Raw genomic sequence first — 14824 nt, 5'->3', positions numbered from 1 at the left:
GACAAAACGTTTCCCGCGGCGGCCCCGGCGCGGCGCCGCCGCCGTGCTCGGCCGCACCCGCTCAGTCGTAGTGCAGGCCGGTGCAGCCGACCTCGCCGCCGATGGTCGCGCACACCCCGAGCAGCCCGACGACCTCGGCGTAGTCGCCGGTGGTGAACTCGGTGGCGCGCGGCCCCGCCAGCTTGACGCCGGGGATCACCGCGCAGGACTGGGCGATGGACGTGGAGCTCCACTCGATGCCCAGCGTGTACGGGGCGGGGACGGTGTGGAGGCGCCAGCGGGCCGGGTCCGCCAGGGCCCGGCGCGCCCCCTCATAGATCATCTCCTGGGCGCGGGCGGGCGGCACCAGCTCGGCGGCGTACCGGTCGCTGCCCTTCTTCACCGCGACGGTCTCCACGTCGCCGAGCACCTCGCGGGCCTCACGGCAGGCGGCCTCGTCCCCGGCGACCAGGCCCACCGGCACGCCCAGGGTGCCCGCGTAGGCGGCCATCAGCCGGATCTCCCCCGCCACCTCGCCGTTGAGGTAGGCGTTGTGGATCTCCCGGCCCATCCAGGTGTGGTTGAGCACGCCGCGCGGCGTCCCGGCACGGGCGTGGTAGCCCACGTACAGCGCCACGTCGAACGAGGCGTCCAGCCCCTCGGCCATGCGCATCGGCTTGTACGGGCCGCGCACGAGGGTGCAGCGCCGGTCGATGAGGTCGGCGCGCAGGTTGCGGCCCATGCCGTGCGCGTCGGTGACCACGACCGTGTCGGCGCCGGCGTCGTAGGCGGCGCGGACGGCGGCGTTGGCGTCGGCGGTCATCAGCTCGCAGCCGCGTTCGTAGCCGCGGCCGGGGGCGCGCATCTCCTCGGGGTCGGTCAGCCCGGAGACGCCCTCCATGTCGACCGAGACGAAGACCTTCATGACCCCCCATGGTGCCCCGGCCGCGCGCCCGAGGCGACCCGCCCCGGTCACGGCGTGGCGGACCGGTCTCCGGCCGGTCGCGGACCGGGACGGCCCTCGCGCAGCGGCAGGCGGGCGCGGACGTGGAAGCCGCCGCCGGGACGCGCCCGCGCGGTCAGCTCGCCGCCCAGCGCCCGTGCCCGTTCCCGCATGCCGTCGACGCCGGTGCCGCCGCCGGGCGACGGTTTCGCGGCGGCGGGGCCGTCGTCCTCGATCTCCACGTGCAGCGCGTCGTCGCGGTAGCGGATGCGCACCCGCGCGGACGCCGCGTCCGAGTGGCGGGTGACGTTGGTCAGGGACTCCTGGACGATCCGGTAGGCGGCCAGGTCGGTCTCGGGCGGCAGCGACCTCGGCTCGCCCTCGACGCTGGTGCGCACGGCCAGCCCGGCGGCCCCGGCGCGTCCGGTCAGCTCGTCCAGGCGGGCCAGCCCGGGCGCGGCCGGCGCCGGGGACGCGCCCTGGCCGGCCTCGTCGACCTGGCGCAGCACCCCCAGGGTGGCGCGCAGCTCGCGCAGCGCGTCCTTGCTGGCCTGCCGGATCGCGCCGAGCGCGGCCTCCGCGCCGCCCGGGTCGCGGGCCAGCCCGTGCAGCGCCGCGTTGGCCTGCACGTTGATCAGCGAGATGTTGTGGCCGAGGGCGTCGTGCAGCTCGCGGGCGATGCGCAGGCGTTCCTCGGTGGCGCGGCGGCGGGCCTCCTCCTCGCGGCCGCGTTCGGCGGCCAGCGCGCGCCGTTCGGCCTCGCGCAGGTAGGCGCGGCGGTTGCGCACCACCCCGCCGACCGCGACGACCGCGACGAACCACCCGGCCAGCATCCACAGCGCCGCGTCCTGCAGGTGGTTGACGGTGCTGCTGAGCTCGCCCAACGCGACGAAGCCCATGGCGACGGCGCCGAGCAGCACCGCGACGACCACCGACCCCTCGGCGGCGACCGTGTAGAGCGCTATGACGAACGTGAGCAGCAGCGGCCCGTCCGGCTCGGTGTAGGGGTAGTACACCGCGCAGGCGGCCATCGTCACCACGCACACCGCGACGGGCCGCACGCGCCGCCAGTACAGCGCCCCGCACGTCACGATCATCAGCGGCCAGCCGACCCCCGGGCCGCGCAAGGATCCCGGGTCGCGGGCCAGCGCCACCAGGACGATCGAGGCCATCACGACGAACATGGCGGCGGCCAGCGCCGCGTCCGCGCGGCGTCCCCGCCACGGCCGGACCCATCGCCCGGCACGCTTCTGGAACTGCTGGGGGGATCGCACCCCCCAATCCTGCCAGCGCCCGGCCCCGCTCCCCCGATCCGTCTGTTGCACCATTCTTATGGGATGTAGTACTACTGCTATCAGACGTTAAGGAGATACTGCTATCTTTCGAGGAACTTGTATGACCGGGGGAAGCGGATGAGCGATCCACTGATCAGGACGCGCGGGCTGCGCGTGCGCTACGGCCGCACGGAGGTGCTGCGCGGCGTCGACCTGGAGGTCCGCGCGGGCGAGGTGTTCGCGCTGCTGGGCCCCAACGGCGCGGGCAAGACCACCACCGCCGAGGTGCTGGAGGGGTTCCGGCGGCGCTCGGCGGGCGAGGTGACGGTGCTCGGCACCGACCCCGAGCACGGCGACGAGGCCTGGCGCGGACGGATCGGCGTCGTCCTGCAGGACTGGCGCGACCATCCGCGCTGGCGGGTGCGGCGGCTGGTCGCCCACCTGGCCGAATTCCACGCGCGGCCGCGGGACCCCGACGAGCTGCTGGACGCGCTGGGGCTGACCGGACAGGCCGACCAGCCGATCGGCACCCTGTCCGGCGGGCAGCGCCGCCGCCTGGACGTGGCGCTGGGCATCCTCGGCCGTCCCGACCTGCTGTTCCTGGACGAGCCGACCACCGGCTTCGACCCCGAGGCGCGCCGCGAGTTCCACGGGCTGGTGGAGCGGCTGGCCCGCGAGCAGGGCATGACGGTCGTGCTGACCACCCACGACCTGGCCGAGGCGGAACGGCTCGCCGACCGGATCGCCGTCCTGGTCGGCGGCCGCGTCGCGGTGCAGGGCACGCAGGAGGAGCTGGCCGCGCACGCCGCGGCGAGCTCCCGGGTGCGCTGGATCGAGGACGGCGTCCCCCGGTCGGCCCGCACGTCCGACCCGTCCGGCCTGGCCTGGGAGCTGCACCGGCGGCTGGGCGGCCCGGTGCCCGGTCTGGAGATCCGGCGTCCCTCCTTGGAGGAGACCTACCTCGGCCTGGTCGCGGGTGCCGGGCACGCCCACGACACGGTGGAGTCCGCCCGGAACACGGTCGAAAGGAGCGCGGCGTGAACGCACGGGTCCTGATGGTGGGGGTGCGCCGCGGCTGGGCGGAGCACCTGCAGTTCCTGCGCGACCGGCGGGAGCTGGCCTGGAACCTGTTCGGCACCGTGGGCGTGTTCGTCGCCCTGGCGTACTGGCAGGGTGGCGAGAACGTGGAGGGCACCGACGTGTCCCGGGCGGTGCTCATGGCGGCCGGGTTCACCGCCTTCTCGATCTTCTCGGTGGCGCTGCTGAACCTGCCCGTGACCATCACGGCGGACCGGGAGGACGGCGTGCTGCTGCGGATGCGCACCGTGCCCGGCGGCATCCCGGCCTACCTGTGCGGGCGGGCGGTGGCCGTGCTCTGCCAGATCGCCACGTACGTGCTGGCGATGCTGGCGGCCGGGCTGGCGTTCACCGACCTGACCCTGCCGTCCGCGGCGGACGACTGGCTGACGCTGGCGTGGGTGCTCACGCTCGGCACGCTCGCGGTGGCGCCGCTGGGCGCCGCGCTCGGAACGCTGCTGCCGGGGCCGCGCAACGCGGCGGGCGTCCTGTCGCTGCCGATCACGGGCCTGATGCTGATCTCCGGCGTGATGTTCCCGATCACGGCCCTGCCGGAGCCGGTGCGGTGGGTCGCCCAGGCGTTCCCGCTGTACTGGCAGGGCCTGGGGCTGCGCTCGGTGTTCCTGCCCGACTCGATGCTCGCCGCCGAGATCGGCGGCGGCTGGCGCCCGGCGCAGACCGCGGCCGTCCTGGGCGCCTGGGCGGTGGCCGGTCTGCTGCTGGCGCCGCCGCTGCTGCGCCGGGCCGCCCGGCGCGAGTCCGCGGCACGGCCGGCCGGGCGGCGCCTGCGCGCCGCGTACTGACGCGGGAGGCTTTGGCCGATGGCCACCGACAAGGAGAAGGTCTACAACCGGATCGCGATGCTGCGGGCCGAGCGCGGTGTGTCGCGCCGCGACCTGGCCGCCGCGCTGGAGGTCCACTACCAGACGGTGGGCTACCTGGAGCGCGGCGAGTACAGCCCGAGCCTGCATCTGGCGCTGCGCATCGCCGACTACTTCGAGGTGCCGGTCGAGGTGGTGTTCTCGCTGACCCCCTTCCCGCGCCTGGGCGCCACGGACACGACGAACGACGGGAGCCGATCATGAAGCCGCGCAACCGGCGCGAGGAACGGATGCTGACGGTGCTGGAGCGCGAGACGCCGCGCTACCAGACCAGGGAGAGACGGCGGAGGCTGGTGGTCGCGGCCGGAGGGTGCCTGGGGCTGATGTGGGCGGCGGCGGTCGTCTGCTGGTTCCTGGCACCCAGCACCGCCGCAATGGTCACCACGTTCGTCCTGTGGGGGGTGGCGTTGGCGCTGGGCACCCAGCTGTGGGGAATGATCCACATCGTCACCCGGGGCACCGCCAGCCTTCCCGTACACCTGCTGGACGAGCGGCAGATCCGCGAGCGGCTGAGCGCCCACCCCATCGCCCACCGCCTGACCCTCCTGCTGCTGCTCGTGGTGTTCTTCGTCGTCGGCCTGGCGCTGCGAGGGGACAAGCCGGAGGTGCCCAGCGCGGCGGCCACCGTGCTGCTGTTCGCGCTGATGGCCACCGTGTGGTCGCTGCCGATGCTGGTCACCGCCTGGCGCATGTCCGACCCGCCCCCCGAGGAGGAGGACGAGGCGGAGGTCGCCTGATCCCGCCAGGTGGGCGCTGAAGGACTCTCAGGGCGACGCGGTGACGCGCCGGGCGACGGCCACCGCGTCGCCCTCGACGGCTGCGGCGCCCTTGGCGGCCGAGGCGTACCGCACGGTGACGCGCAGGGCGCCGCGACGCACCAGGACCGTGGTGACGGGCAGCATGCCACGGTCCGTCACCACGCACGCCTCGTCGCCGAGCCCCGGCGGGTGTCCCACCGGGCCGAGCCCGGTCAGCGACGCGCAGCCGCGACGGTGGCCCTCCTCGGCCCGGCCGGGCGTCCACGCCTTCTCGACCCTGACCTCAAGGCGGGCGTGACGCGGCGACGGGGCGCTGGTCTCGCACTCCGCGCCCGTGCGGCCGCCCTCGTCGCGCGCCACCTCCCCGCCGGGGACGAGCGCCGTGACCGACGCGTCCCGGCAGGGGGCGCGCAGCGTGCGGGGCTCGCCCAGCGGCAGCATCCCGGTCACCTGCCCGGTCAGCACCGTCATGGAGCCGACCAGGCAGCCGCCGAACAGGCCGAGGACGACCCGTCCGACCTGCGTGGAGGCCAGTTCCCGCAGCGACGCCCGCCCGCTCACCGGCCCGCCTCCAGCACCCCGGCCGCCAGCCGCCCCAGCGGCCCGCGCCGCGCGGCGGTGCCCGCCACGCCGACGACGCTCAACACCAGATCGCCGCGCCGCGCCAGCAGCCGGTAGGCCGGGGACTGCCCGTCGTAGTACGTGCCCGCGCACGCCGCCGCCTGCTCGCCGATCCCGGTGACGGTCCGCAGCCGGCAGATGCCGTAGTCGTCGGCAAGGCCCGCGGCGAACTCCCTGGCCGCCCGCTCGGCGCCTGGACGCACCACGATCCTCTCCCGTTTCCCCGGGTCGGTGTCCTCCCGGTGCGCGCCGTACCGCGTCAGCCGCAGCGTCAGGGCGGGCTCCGCCGTCCCCTTCGGGGCGAGGGCGCACTCCCTGCTCGCCGACCACGCCTCGCCCGGCTCGCCGGAGCCGGACGACGACACCACGACCGCGCCGGGCAGCGCCTCGTCCAGCGGCTCGGCGGGCGCCAGATTGCAGGGCGAGCGCACGGCGCGGACGGGATCGTCCCGTTCGCCGGAGGTGCCGTTCACCCGCCAGACGACGCCGCCGCCGAAGGCCAGGCCGACGACGGCGGCGGCCGCCACGGAGGCGACCCGCGGAAACCGGTCCATGATCGGATGATTATGGACCGGTTTCCGGCGCGGTGTCAGCGCAGGTCGCCGTTGGTCATGCCGTGCGGCGCGGGCGGCAGGGCGATCAGGCCCGTCTCGGCGTGGTGCGCCAGCAGGCGGTGCCGGGGGACGACGCGCACGCTGTAGCCGAACGCGCCGCTGCGCCGCAGCGGCACCTCGCCGACGTAGCGCAGCCGCTCGTTCTCTGCCGGCTCGGCCGGGGTCAGCTCCAGGTACGACGGGTCGATCAGCGCGTCGGACTCGTCGACCCGGCCGTAGGCGGCCTCGACCGCCACGTCGGACGGGTCCAGCCCGGCCAGGTCCACGACGACCCGCACGGCCAGCCGGCCGCCCAGGTGCGGGCTCTCCTCCCCGCTGGACTCCACGTGCTCGACGGCCACACCCGGCCAGGCCTTGGCGACCCGCTGCTTCCAGGCCGCCAGCTCGCGGGCGCCGGCGTACCCGTCGGCGCTCATCGCCCGCGACGCGACCGCCGCCGGGGTGTACAGGTCGGTGACGTAGTCGCGCACCATGCGGGAGGCCAGCACCTTGGGGCCGAGCGTGGCGATGGTGTGCTTGACCATCTCCAGCCAGCGGCGCGGCAGGCCCGAGGAGTCGCGGTCGTAGAACATCACCGCGACGTGGTCCTCGATCAGCTCGTACAGGGCGGCCGCCTCCAGGGCGTCGCGGCGGTCGGGGCCGGCCAGGCCGTCGGCGGACGGGATCGCCCAGCCGTTCTGCCCGTCGTACCACTCGTCCCACCAGCCGTCGCGGATGGACAGGTTGAGGCCGCCGTTCAGCGCCGCCTTCATGCCGGACGTGCCGCACGCCTCCAGCGGACGCAGCGGGTTGTTCATCCACACGTCGCAGCCCTGCACCAGGAACCGCCCGAGCGCCATGTCGTAGTCGGGCAGGAACACGATGCGGTGCCGCACGTCCTCGCGGTCGGCGAAGCGCACGATCTCCTGGATGAGCCGCTTGCCGCCCTCGTCGGCGGGGTGCGCCTTGCCCGCGATGACGATCTGCACGGGTCGTTCGGGGTCCAGCAGGATCGAGCGCAGGCGTTCGGGGTCGCGCAGCATCAGCGTGAGCCGCTTGTAGGACGGGACGCGGCGGGCGAACCCGATCGTCAGCACGTCCGGGTCGAGCGCCTCGTCGATCCAGGACACCTCGGCCTCGCTGGCGCCGCGCTGCCGCCACGACTCGCGCAGCCTGCGGCGGGCCTCGACGACGAGGCGTTCGCGCAGGTCGCGGCGCACCCGCCACAGGTCGGGCTCGGGCAGGTCGCGCACCTGCTGCCAGCCCTGCCCGGACTCCACCACCGACGGCGCCTCGCGCGCGACCAGGTCCAGGATCTCGCGGGACACCCAGGTGCCCGCGTGCACCCCGTTGGTGATCGACCCGACCGGGACCTCGGCGGTGTCGAAGCCGCCCCACAGGCCGCCGAACATCTCGCGGCTGACCCGGCCGTGCAGCTCGCTGACGCCGTTGACGCGCTGGGCCAGCCGCATGCCCATGACCGCCATGTTGAACACGGCGGGGTCGCCGTCGGGGTAGGTCTCGGCGCCCAGGTCCAGCACGCGTCCCAGCGGGACGTCGCGGCTCTCGGCGTCGCCGCCGAAGTAGCGTTCGATCAGCTCGCGGGGGAACCGGTCGATGCCCGCGGGGACCGGGGTGTGGGTGGTGAACACCGTCCCGGCGCGCACCGCCTCCAGGGCCTCGTCGAACGTCAGGCCCTCCTCCGACACCAGCTCGCGGATGCGTTCCAGGCCGAGGAACCCGGCGTGCCCCTCGTTGGTGTGGAACACCTCGGGGGCCGGGTGGCCGGTGATGCGGCAGTACGCGCGGATGGCGCGGACACCGCCGATGCCCAGCAGCATCTCCTGCAGCAGCCGGTGGTCGCCACCGCCCCCGTACAGGCGGTCGGTGATGTCACGGGCGGCCTGGTCGTTGTCCTCGACGTCGGAGTCGAGCAGCAGCTGCGGCACCCGGCCCACGCGCGCCAGCCAGACCTGCGCGTGCAGGCTGCGTCCCTGCGGCAGGTCGATCGTGACCCGCACCGGCGCGCCGTCGGCGTCGCGCAGCAGGGTCAGCGGCAGCCCGTTGGGGTCGATCGGCGGGTAGCGCTCCAGCTGCCAGCCGTCGCGCGACAGCGACTGGGCGAAGTAGCCGTGCCGGTACAGCAGCCCGACGGCGATGATCGGCACGCCGAGGTCGCTGGCGGTCTTGAGGTGGTCGCCCGCCAGGATGCCGAGGCCGCCGGAGTACTGCGGCAGCGCGGCGGTGATCCCGTACTCGGGCGAGAAGTAGGCGATCGCCTCGGCGGGCCGGCCGTTCCCGGATCCCCCGGCCGGCGCGGATTCGGTCAGGGACTGGTACCACCGGGGGGCGGTCAGATACTCGCGCAGATCCTCGGCGGTGTCCTCCAGGCGCCGCAGGAAGCGCCGGTCGGCGGCCAGCTGCTCCAGCCGGTCCGGGGACACCTCGCCCAGCAGGCGCACCGGGTCGTGCCCGACCGCCTCCCACAGCGCGGGATCCACCGAACGAAGCAGGTCTCTGGTCTCGTGGTGCCACGACCAGCGCAGGTTGAGGATCAGCTCCTCCAGCGGACGCAGCGGCTCCGGCAGGACGGTGCGTACGGTGAATCGTCGTATTGCCCTCACGAAACGCCACGTTAGGCGCCGTGCGCGGCTCCTGGCGACCCCGCTACGGGATCATCACCGTTCGGTTGGGGGCCGCCGGCGGCGCCCGCAAGGGTGGCGGCGGGTCACCGAACCCGTACGGAACGGCGCTCCCGCGGCCGCCGCCGGCCGGGGCGTGCCGCCCGGCATCTCCGCAGATCAGGACGTCCTTAGAGAAAAGGTTGCTTCTGCGTTGCCCGGACGTTCCCGAGGCGAACCCGGGCAACGGCCGCGTCTCGCCGCCGGCCGGGTCGCGGACACGGCCCGGCGATCACCATGAGGTCACGATCCCCCTTCGGCCAGTCGCAGAGCGTGTCCGGAAAATCGCGGAAAGTTTCCCGAAAACTACATGACGGTAAGGGGCGGATCGCGGGCATGGAAGTTTTGGAAATCGCGAGCGGGTAGAGGTGGCGCATGCGACGTCCCGAAGAAACAGGCCCCGGACGGGCAGGGGCCGAACCGTCCGCCCACCGGGAGGCGCCGCGCATCGGGCGCATTCCGATCCTGGACGTCGAACCGCTGGTGGGCTGCGGCCGGTGGCCCGCCAAGGCGGTGGTGGGCGAATCGTTCCAGGTGACCGCGACCGTGTTCCGCGAGGGGCACGAGATGCTCGGCGCCGAGGTGGTGCTGCGCGATCCGGGCGGCCGGGTGCAGCCGCCGGTGCGCATGGCCGAACTGGCCCCCGGCACCGACCGGATGGGCGCCGAGGTCGCCCCGACCGGGCCGGGGCACTGGCGTTTCCGGATCGAGGCGTGGGGCGACCCCGTCGCGCACTGGCGGCACGACGCGGAGATCAAGGTGCCGCGCGGCCAGGACGTGGAGCTGATGCTCACCGAGGGGTCGCTGCTGTTCGAACGGGCCGCCGAGGGACTGCCGGGCAAGGACCGTCCCACGTTCACCCGGCTGGCCCGGCTGCTGGCCGACCGCACCGTCCCGCCGACACGGCGGCTGGAGGCGGTGGGCGACCCGGACGTGCTCGATCTGATCGACCGCTACCCGCTGCGCGACCTGCTCACCACCACGGACTGGTTCCCGCTGGCGGTGCACCGCGAGCGGGCGCTCACCGGGGCGTGGTACGAGTTCTTCCCCCGGTCGGAGGGCGCGTCCTACGACCCGATGGGGCGGCGCGGGCCGATGTCTGGCACGTTCCGCACCGCCATGAAGCGGCTTCCCGCCATCGCCGACATGGGATTCGACGTGGTGTACCTGCCGCCCATCCACCCGATCGGCACGACGTTCCGCAAGGGCCCCAACAACACCCTGGAGGCCGGGCCGTACGACCCGGGCTCGCCGTGGGCGATCGGCTCCCCCGACGGCGGGCACGACGCCGTCCACCCCGACCTCGGCACGATCGAGGACTTCGACGCGTTCGTGCGGTACGCCGGCGACCTGGGCCTCGAGGTGGCGCTGGACCTGGCGCTGCAGTGCTCGCCCGACCACCCGTGGGTGCGCGAGCATCCCGAGTGGTTCACCACCCGCGCCGACGGCACGATCGCCTACGCGGAGAACCCGCCCAAGAAGTACCAGGACATCTATCCGCTCAACTTCGACAACGACCCGGAGGGCATCTACCGGGAGGTGCTGCGGGTCGTGCGGCACTGGATGGACCACGGCGTGCGGATCTTCCGGGTGGACAACCCGCACACCAAGCCGGTGCCGTTCTGGGAGCGGCTGCTGGCCGAGATCGACCGCACCGATCCCGACGTGATCTTCCTGGCCGAGGCGTTCACCCGCCCGGCCATGATGCACACCCTGGCCAAGATCGGTTTCCACCAGTCGTACACCTACTTCACCTGGAAGAACTCCCAGTGGGAGCTGGAGGAGTACTTCCGGGAGCTGAGCGGGGACACGGCGGCGTACATGCGGCCGAACGTGTTCGTCAACACCCCCGACATCCTCAACGAGTACCTGGTGCACGGCGGGCGGCCCGCGTTCGAGATCCGCGCGATCCTGGCGGCGCTGCTGTCGCCGACGTGGGGCGTGTACTCCGGCTACGAGCTGATCGAGAACGTGCCGGTGCGGCCCGGCAGCGAGGAGTACCGCGACTCGGAGAAGTACCAGTACCGGCCGCGCGACTGGGAGGCGGCCGAGCGCGAGGGCCGCAGCATCGCCCCGCTGATCACCCGGCTGAACGCGTTCCGGCGCGGGCATCCGGCCCTGCACCGGCTGCGCAACCTGCGCTTCCACCACGTGGACCAGCCCGAGCTGATCTGCTTCTCCAAGCGGGTGACCGCGGCGCTGCCGTCGGCGGAGGTGCACCCCGAGACCGGGGAGTCGCTGGTCGCGCTCGACGACACCGTGCTGGCCGTGGTGAACCTCAACCCGCACATGGTCCGCGAGGCGACCGTTCATCTGGACATGGCCGCGCTGGGCCTGGACCCCGACGCGGAGTTCGTGGTCACCGACGAACTGTCGGGCGAGTCCTACACCTGGCGGCAGGCCAACTACGTCCGTCTCGACCCCCACATCCAGCCGGCCCACATCTTCACGCTCCGGAGAGACGACAGTTGAGCGACCGCGACACGCCTCCAGCTCCCCGAGAAGGAAACCGTCACCCCGCGCGAACCCCTCGACCCCCCGCTCCACCGCCGGGCGACGCCGAGCTCGCCGACGCGGCGCCCGGCGACACGGCCCACGCGGGCGGCGCGGGCCGTGTGGACCGCGCCGATCCGCCCGAGGCGGACCGCGCCGGCCGCGCCGGGCAGGACGTCGCCCCGGGCACCGTGCCGCGCGGCGAGCCCATGCACGACCTTCCGACCGAGGCCGTGCCGAGCCCGTCGGAGGCGGTGCCCGACGCGTTCAACCCGGAGGTGGCCCGCGACCCGCACTGGTACAAGACGGCGGTCTTCTACGAGGTGCTGGTGCGCGGTTTCAACGACTCCAACAACGACGGCACCGGCGACCTGCGCGGGCTGATCGACAAGCTCGACTATCTGCAGTGGCTGGGCATCGACTGCCTGTGGCTGCTGCCGATCTACCACTCGCCGCTGCGCGACGGCGGCTACGACATCAGCGAGTACACCCAGATCCTGCCCGAGTTCGGCGAGCTGGGGGACTTCGTGGAGCTCATCGAGCAGTCCCACGCCCGCGGCATCCGCGTCATCGCCGACCTGGTGATGAACCACACCAGTGACCAGCACCCGTGGTTCCAGGCGTCCCGCACCGACCCCGACGGTCCCTACGGCGACTTCTACGTCTGGTCGGACACCGACGACAGATACCCCGACGCCCGCATCATCTTCGTCGACACCGAGGCGTCCAACTGGACCTACGACCCTGTCCGCGGCCAGTACTACTGGCACCGCTTCTTCTCCCACCAGCCCGACCTCAACTACGACAACCCGGCCGTCCAGGAGGCGATGCTGGAGGTCCTGCGGTTCTGGCTCGACCTGGGCATCGACGGTTTCCGCCTGGACGCGGTGCCGTACCTGTACGAGCGCGAGGGCACCAACTGCGAGAACCTCCCCGAGACCCACGCCTACCTCAAACGCGTCCGCGCCGAGGTCGACCGCCTGTACCCCGACCGCGTCCTGCTCGCCGAGGCCAACCAGTGGCCCGCCGACGTCGTGGAGTACTTCGGCGACCCGGCCGCCGGCGGCGACGAGTGCCACATGGCGTTCCACTTCCCCGTCATGCCGCGCATCTTCATGGCCGTCCGCCGCGAACAGCGCTACCCCATCTCCGAGATCATGGCGCAGACACCGAAGATCCCCGAGAACTGCCAGTGGGGGATCTTCCTGCGCAACCACGACGAGCTCACCCTGGAGATGGTCACCGACGAAGAACGCGACTACATGTACACCGAATACGCCAAAGACCCCCGCATGAAGGCCAACATCGGCATCCGCCGCCGCCTGGCCCCGCTGCTCGACAACGACCGCAACCAGCTGGAGCTGTTCACCGCTCTGCTGCTGTCACTGCCGGGCTCCCCCGTCCTCTACTACGGCGACGAGATCGGCATGGGCGACAACATCTGGCTCGGTGACCGTGACGCCGTCCGCACCCCCATGCAATGGACCCCCGACCGCAACGCCGGGTTCTCCCGCTGCGACCCCGCCCGCCTGTACCTGCCGGTCATCATGGACCCGATCTACGGGTACCAGGCGGTCAACGTCGAGGCGCAGCAGAACAACCCCGGCTCGCTGCTGCACTGGACACGGAAAATGATCGAGATCCGGCAGCGGCATCCGGTGTTCGGCATCGGTTCCTATGTGGAGCTGTCGGCGTCGAACCCCAGCGTGCTCGCGTTCGTCCGGGAGATCGGCGAAGGCGTGTCCTCGCACTGGACCGCCAGGCCCGACGAGGACGGCGTGCGGCGCGCGGGCGTCGACCGGGTGCTGTGCGTCAACAACCTGTCGCGCTTCCCCCAGCCCGTCGAACTGGACCTGCGCCGCTTCCGCGGCTCCACGCCCATCGAGTGCATGGGCGGCGTGCGGTTCCCGGCCATCGGCGAGCTGCCGTACCTGTTGACCCTCCCCGGGCACGGCTTCTACTGGTTCCTGCTGCCGGAGCCCGAGCCCACCGAGGAGGAGGTGATGTGACGATGCGACCGCCCGACGACGTGCTGGCCGACCTGCTGGCGGGCTGGCTGCCGCGGCAGCGCTGGTTCGCCGGCAAGGACCGCGCCATCGGTGAGATCTCCATCGGCACCGCCACCGAGCTGCACCCGGGACCGGCGGGCGCCCAGGACGGCCCCGAGCTGCACCACGTGATCGTCGCGGTGCGGCAGGGCGACGGCTGGGACCACTACCAGCTGCTGCTCGGCGTCCGGCACGAGATGCCCGACCGGCTGCGCTACGGGGAGATCGGCGGCTTCACCGCCGAGCATCCGGACGTCGGCGCGGACCACCCGGTGTCCGCCCACGTCTACGACGCCGTGTACGACGCGGAGCTGACCCGGGTGCTGCTGGACGGCATGGCCGCCGAGTCGGTCGTGGGGCCGCTGCGGTTCCGCCGCGCTCCCGGCACCGAGGTCGAGACGGAGCTGGAGAGCGTGCCCGGCTCGGCCGAGCAGAGCAACACCTCGCTGATCTTCGGCGACGTCTACATCTGCAAGCTGTTCCGGCGGCTGGCGCCGGGCGCCAACCCCGACCTGGAGGTCAACCTGGCCCTGTCGCGGGCGGGCTGCGCCCACGTGCCCGCGGTGTGCGGCTGGATCGACCTCGCCCCGTCCGCCGCGCCCGCGCTGACCTCGGGGCTGACCGAGGGCGAGACCGGCGCGGGCGAGCCGACCACGCTGGCGATGATGTCGCAGTACCTGCGCAGCGGCACCGACGGCTGGGACATGGCGATCACCAGCGTGCGCGACTGGTTCGCCTACGCGCCCACGGTCTGCGACCGGCAGGCGCCCACCGACGAGGACGCGGCCGCCGCCGGGGGCGACTTCGCCGCCGAGGCCGAGCGGCTGGGCGCCGCCACCGCGACCGTGCACCGCGACCTGGCCGCCGCGTTCGGCGTCACCGAGATGCCGGCCGGGCACGTGCGGGAGATGGCCGCGGGCATGCACCGGCAGCTGGACGAGGTGTGCCGGTCCGTGCCTGCGCTGTCCGAGCACGAGACCGCGATCCGGGAGGCGTTCGACGAGCTGGCGCGGCTGCGCACGCCGCTGACGTTCCAGCGCGTCCACGGCGACTACCACCTCGGCCAGGTGATGCGCACCGACACCGGCTGGATCGTGCTGGACTTCGAGGGCGAGCCGGCGCGCACGCCCGGTGAGCGGCGCGCCGTCGCCCACCCGCTGCGGGACGTGGCCGGGATGCTGCGGTCCTTCGAGTACGCGGCGCGGTACCTGATCGCCGACCAGAGCCTGCCGACCGACACCGCGCTCAGCCTGGAGACGCGGGCGCACGCGTGGGCGGCGCGCAACCGGGACGCCTTCTGCCACGGTTACGCGGCCGCGGGCGGCCTCGACCCGGCGGAGCACGCGGTGCTGGTGCGGGCGTTCGAGTTCGACAAGGCGGTGTACGAGATCCGGTACGAGGCGCGCAACCGCCCGTCCTGGCTGCCGGTGCCGCTGCGCTCGCTGGCGCATCTGGCGGGGTGAGACGGCCGGGGCC

12 protein-coding genes are annotated in these 14824 nt (G+C 73.3%); 7 read left to right on the top strand and 5 right to left on the bottom strand.

All coding sequences use genetic code 11. The annotated features are described in order from the left end of the window. Window positions 1-61 precede the first annotated feature (61 nt). Together ABD811_RS27780 and ABD811_RS27775 are read right to left on the bottom strand one after the other, a co-directional pair. Complete coding sequence (locus ABD811_RS27780; protein ID WP_344953451.1) at window positions 62-904, bottom strand: M55 family metallopeptidase; 843 nt, start codon at window positions 902-904, stop codon at window positions 62-64. A 47-nt stretch (window positions 905-951) separates the two neighbouring features. Continuing rightward, window positions 952-2196 carry a sensor histidine kinase gene (locus ABD811_RS27775; protein ID WP_344953448.1) on the bottom strand — a complete coding sequence of 415 codons (1245 nt, stop codon included), beginning with the start codon at window positions 2194-2196 and terminating at the stop codon, window positions 952-954. 138 nt (window positions 2197-2334) lie between these two features. Here ABD811_RS27775 and ABD811_RS27770 point away from each other — a divergent pair, with 138 nt between their 5' ends. The 4 genes from ABD811_RS27770 to ABD811_RS27755 are packed head-to-tail and all read left to right on the top strand — an operon-like array spanning window position 2335 to window position 4891. Beyond that, the gene (locus ABD811_RS27770; protein WP_344953445.1) at window positions 2335-3237 is read left to right on the top strand and encodes an ABC transporter ATP-binding protein; all 903 of its coding nucleotides are present in this window, start codon (window positions 2335-2337) and stop codon (window positions 3235-3237) included. After that, entirely contained in the window at window positions 3234-4076 is an 843-nt protein-coding gene (locus tag ABD811_RS27765; protein WP_344953442.1) for an ABC transporter permease, read from the top strand. The genes ABD811_RS27770 and ABD811_RS27765 overlap by 4 nt, the downstream gene beginning before the upstream one ends. Window positions 4077-4094: 18 nt before the next feature. Beyond that, complete coding sequence (locus ABD811_RS27760) at window positions 4095-4358, top strand: helix-turn-helix transcriptional regulator (RefSeq protein WP_344953439.1); 264 nt, start codon at window positions 4095-4097, stop codon at window positions 4356-4358. After that, window positions 4355-4891: a hypothetical protein gene (locus ABD811_RS27755; RefSeq protein WP_344953436.1), complete on the top strand. Its 537-nt coding sequence runs from the start codon at window positions 4355-4357 to the stop codon at window positions 4889-4891. The genes ABD811_RS27760 and ABD811_RS27755 overlap by 4 nt, the downstream gene beginning before the upstream one ends. A gap of 27 nt (window positions 4892-4918) precedes the next feature. Here ABD811_RS27755 and ABD811_RS27750 read toward each other — a convergent pair whose 3' ends face one another. Genes ABD811_RS27750 through glgP form a run of 3 tightly spaced genes read right to left on the bottom strand, consistent with a single transcriptional unit; the run spans window position 4919 to window position 8750 of the window. Beyond that, window positions 4919-5473 (bottom strand): hypothetical protein, encoded by a 555-nt coding sequence (locus ABD811_RS27750; protein ID WP_344953433.1) that lies wholly within the window; start codon window positions 5471-5473, stop codon window positions 4919-4921. Next, window positions 5470-6087 carry a hypothetical protein gene (locus ABD811_RS27745; protein WP_344953430.1) on the bottom strand — a complete coding sequence of 206 codons (618 nt, stop codon included), beginning with the start codon at window positions 6085-6087 and terminating at the stop codon, window positions 5470-5472. Before ABD811_RS27745 ends, ABD811_RS27750 begins: the two co-directional genes overlap by 4 nt. Window positions 6088-6122: 35 nt before the next feature. Then, entirely contained in the window at window positions 6123-8750 is a 2628-nt protein-coding gene (gene glgP, locus ABD811_RS27740; protein WP_344953427.1) for an alpha-glucan family phosphorylase, read from the bottom strand. Between the two features lie 432 nt (window positions 8751-9182). Here glgP and ABD811_RS27735 point away from each other — a divergent pair, with 432 nt between their 5' ends. From ABD811_RS27735 to ABD811_RS27725, 3 genes are all read left to right on the top strand, one after another. Continuing rightward, window positions 9183-11279: an alpha-1,4-glucan--maltose-1-phosphate maltosyltransferase gene (locus ABD811_RS27735; RefSeq protein WP_344953424.1), complete on the top strand. Its 2097-nt coding sequence runs from the start codon at window positions 9183-9185 to the stop codon at window positions 11277-11279. Window positions 11280-11509: 230 nt separating this feature from the next. Then, window positions 11510-13309 (top strand): maltose alpha-D-glucosyltransferase, encoded by a 1800-nt coding sequence (treS, locus tag ABD811_RS27730; RefSeq protein WP_344953525.1) that lies wholly within the window; start codon window positions 11510-11512, stop codon window positions 13307-13309. 2 nt (window positions 13310-13311) lie between these two features. Further along, window positions 13312-14811 (top strand): maltokinase N-terminal cap-like domain-containing protein, encoded by a 1500-nt coding sequence (locus tag ABD811_RS27725; RefSeq protein WP_344953522.1) that lies wholly within the window; start codon window positions 13312-13314, stop codon window positions 14809-14811. Window positions 14812-14824: the final 13 nt, after the last annotated feature.

Origin of the sequence: Actinomadura miaoliensis (assembly GCF_039536785.1) — a bacterium.
Classification (GTDB): Bacteria; Actinomycetota; Actinomycetes; order Streptosporangiales; family Streptosporangiaceae; genus Spirillospora; species Spirillospora miaoliensis.
The sequence above is the reverse complement of the archived record's forward strand: the minus strand, read 5'-3'. Positions and strand labels throughout refer to the sequence as shown.

Excerpts from the sequence above, each read along its gene's own strand:
- ABD811_RS27770 (WP_344953445.1), top strand. The coding sequence starts at position 2,335 with ATGAGCGATCCACTGATCAGGACGCGCGGGCTGCGCGTGCGCTACGGC.
- ABD811_RS27780 (WP_344953451.1), bottom strand. The coding sequence starts at position 904 with ATGAAGGTCTTCGTCTCGGTCGACATGGAGGGCGTCTCCGGGCTGACC.
- ABD811_RS27760 (WP_344953439.1), top strand. The coding sequence starts at position 4,095 with ATGGCCACCGACAAGGAGAAGGTCTACAACCGGATCGCGATGCTGCGG.
- ABD811_RS27755 (WP_344953436.1), top strand. The coding sequence starts at position 4,355 with ATGAAGCCGCGCAACCGGCGCGAGGAACGGATGCTGACGGTGCTGGAG.
- ABD811_RS27725 (WP_344953522.1), top strand. The coding sequence starts at position 13,312 with ATGCGACCGCCCGACGACGTGCTGGCCGACCTGCTGGCGGGCTGGCTG.
- ABD811_RS27745 (WP_344953430.1), bottom strand. The coding sequence starts at position 6,087 with ATGGACCGGTTTCCGCGGGTCGCCTCCGTGGCGGCCGCCGCCGTCGTC.
- treS (WP_344953525.1), top strand. The coding sequence starts at position 11,510 with ATGCACGACCTTCCGACCGAGGCCGTGCCGAGCCCGTCGGAGGCGGTG.
- ABD811_RS27735 (WP_344953424.1), top strand. The coding sequence starts at position 9,183 with ATGCGACGTCCCGAAGAAACAGGCCCCGGACGGGCAGGGGCCGAACCG.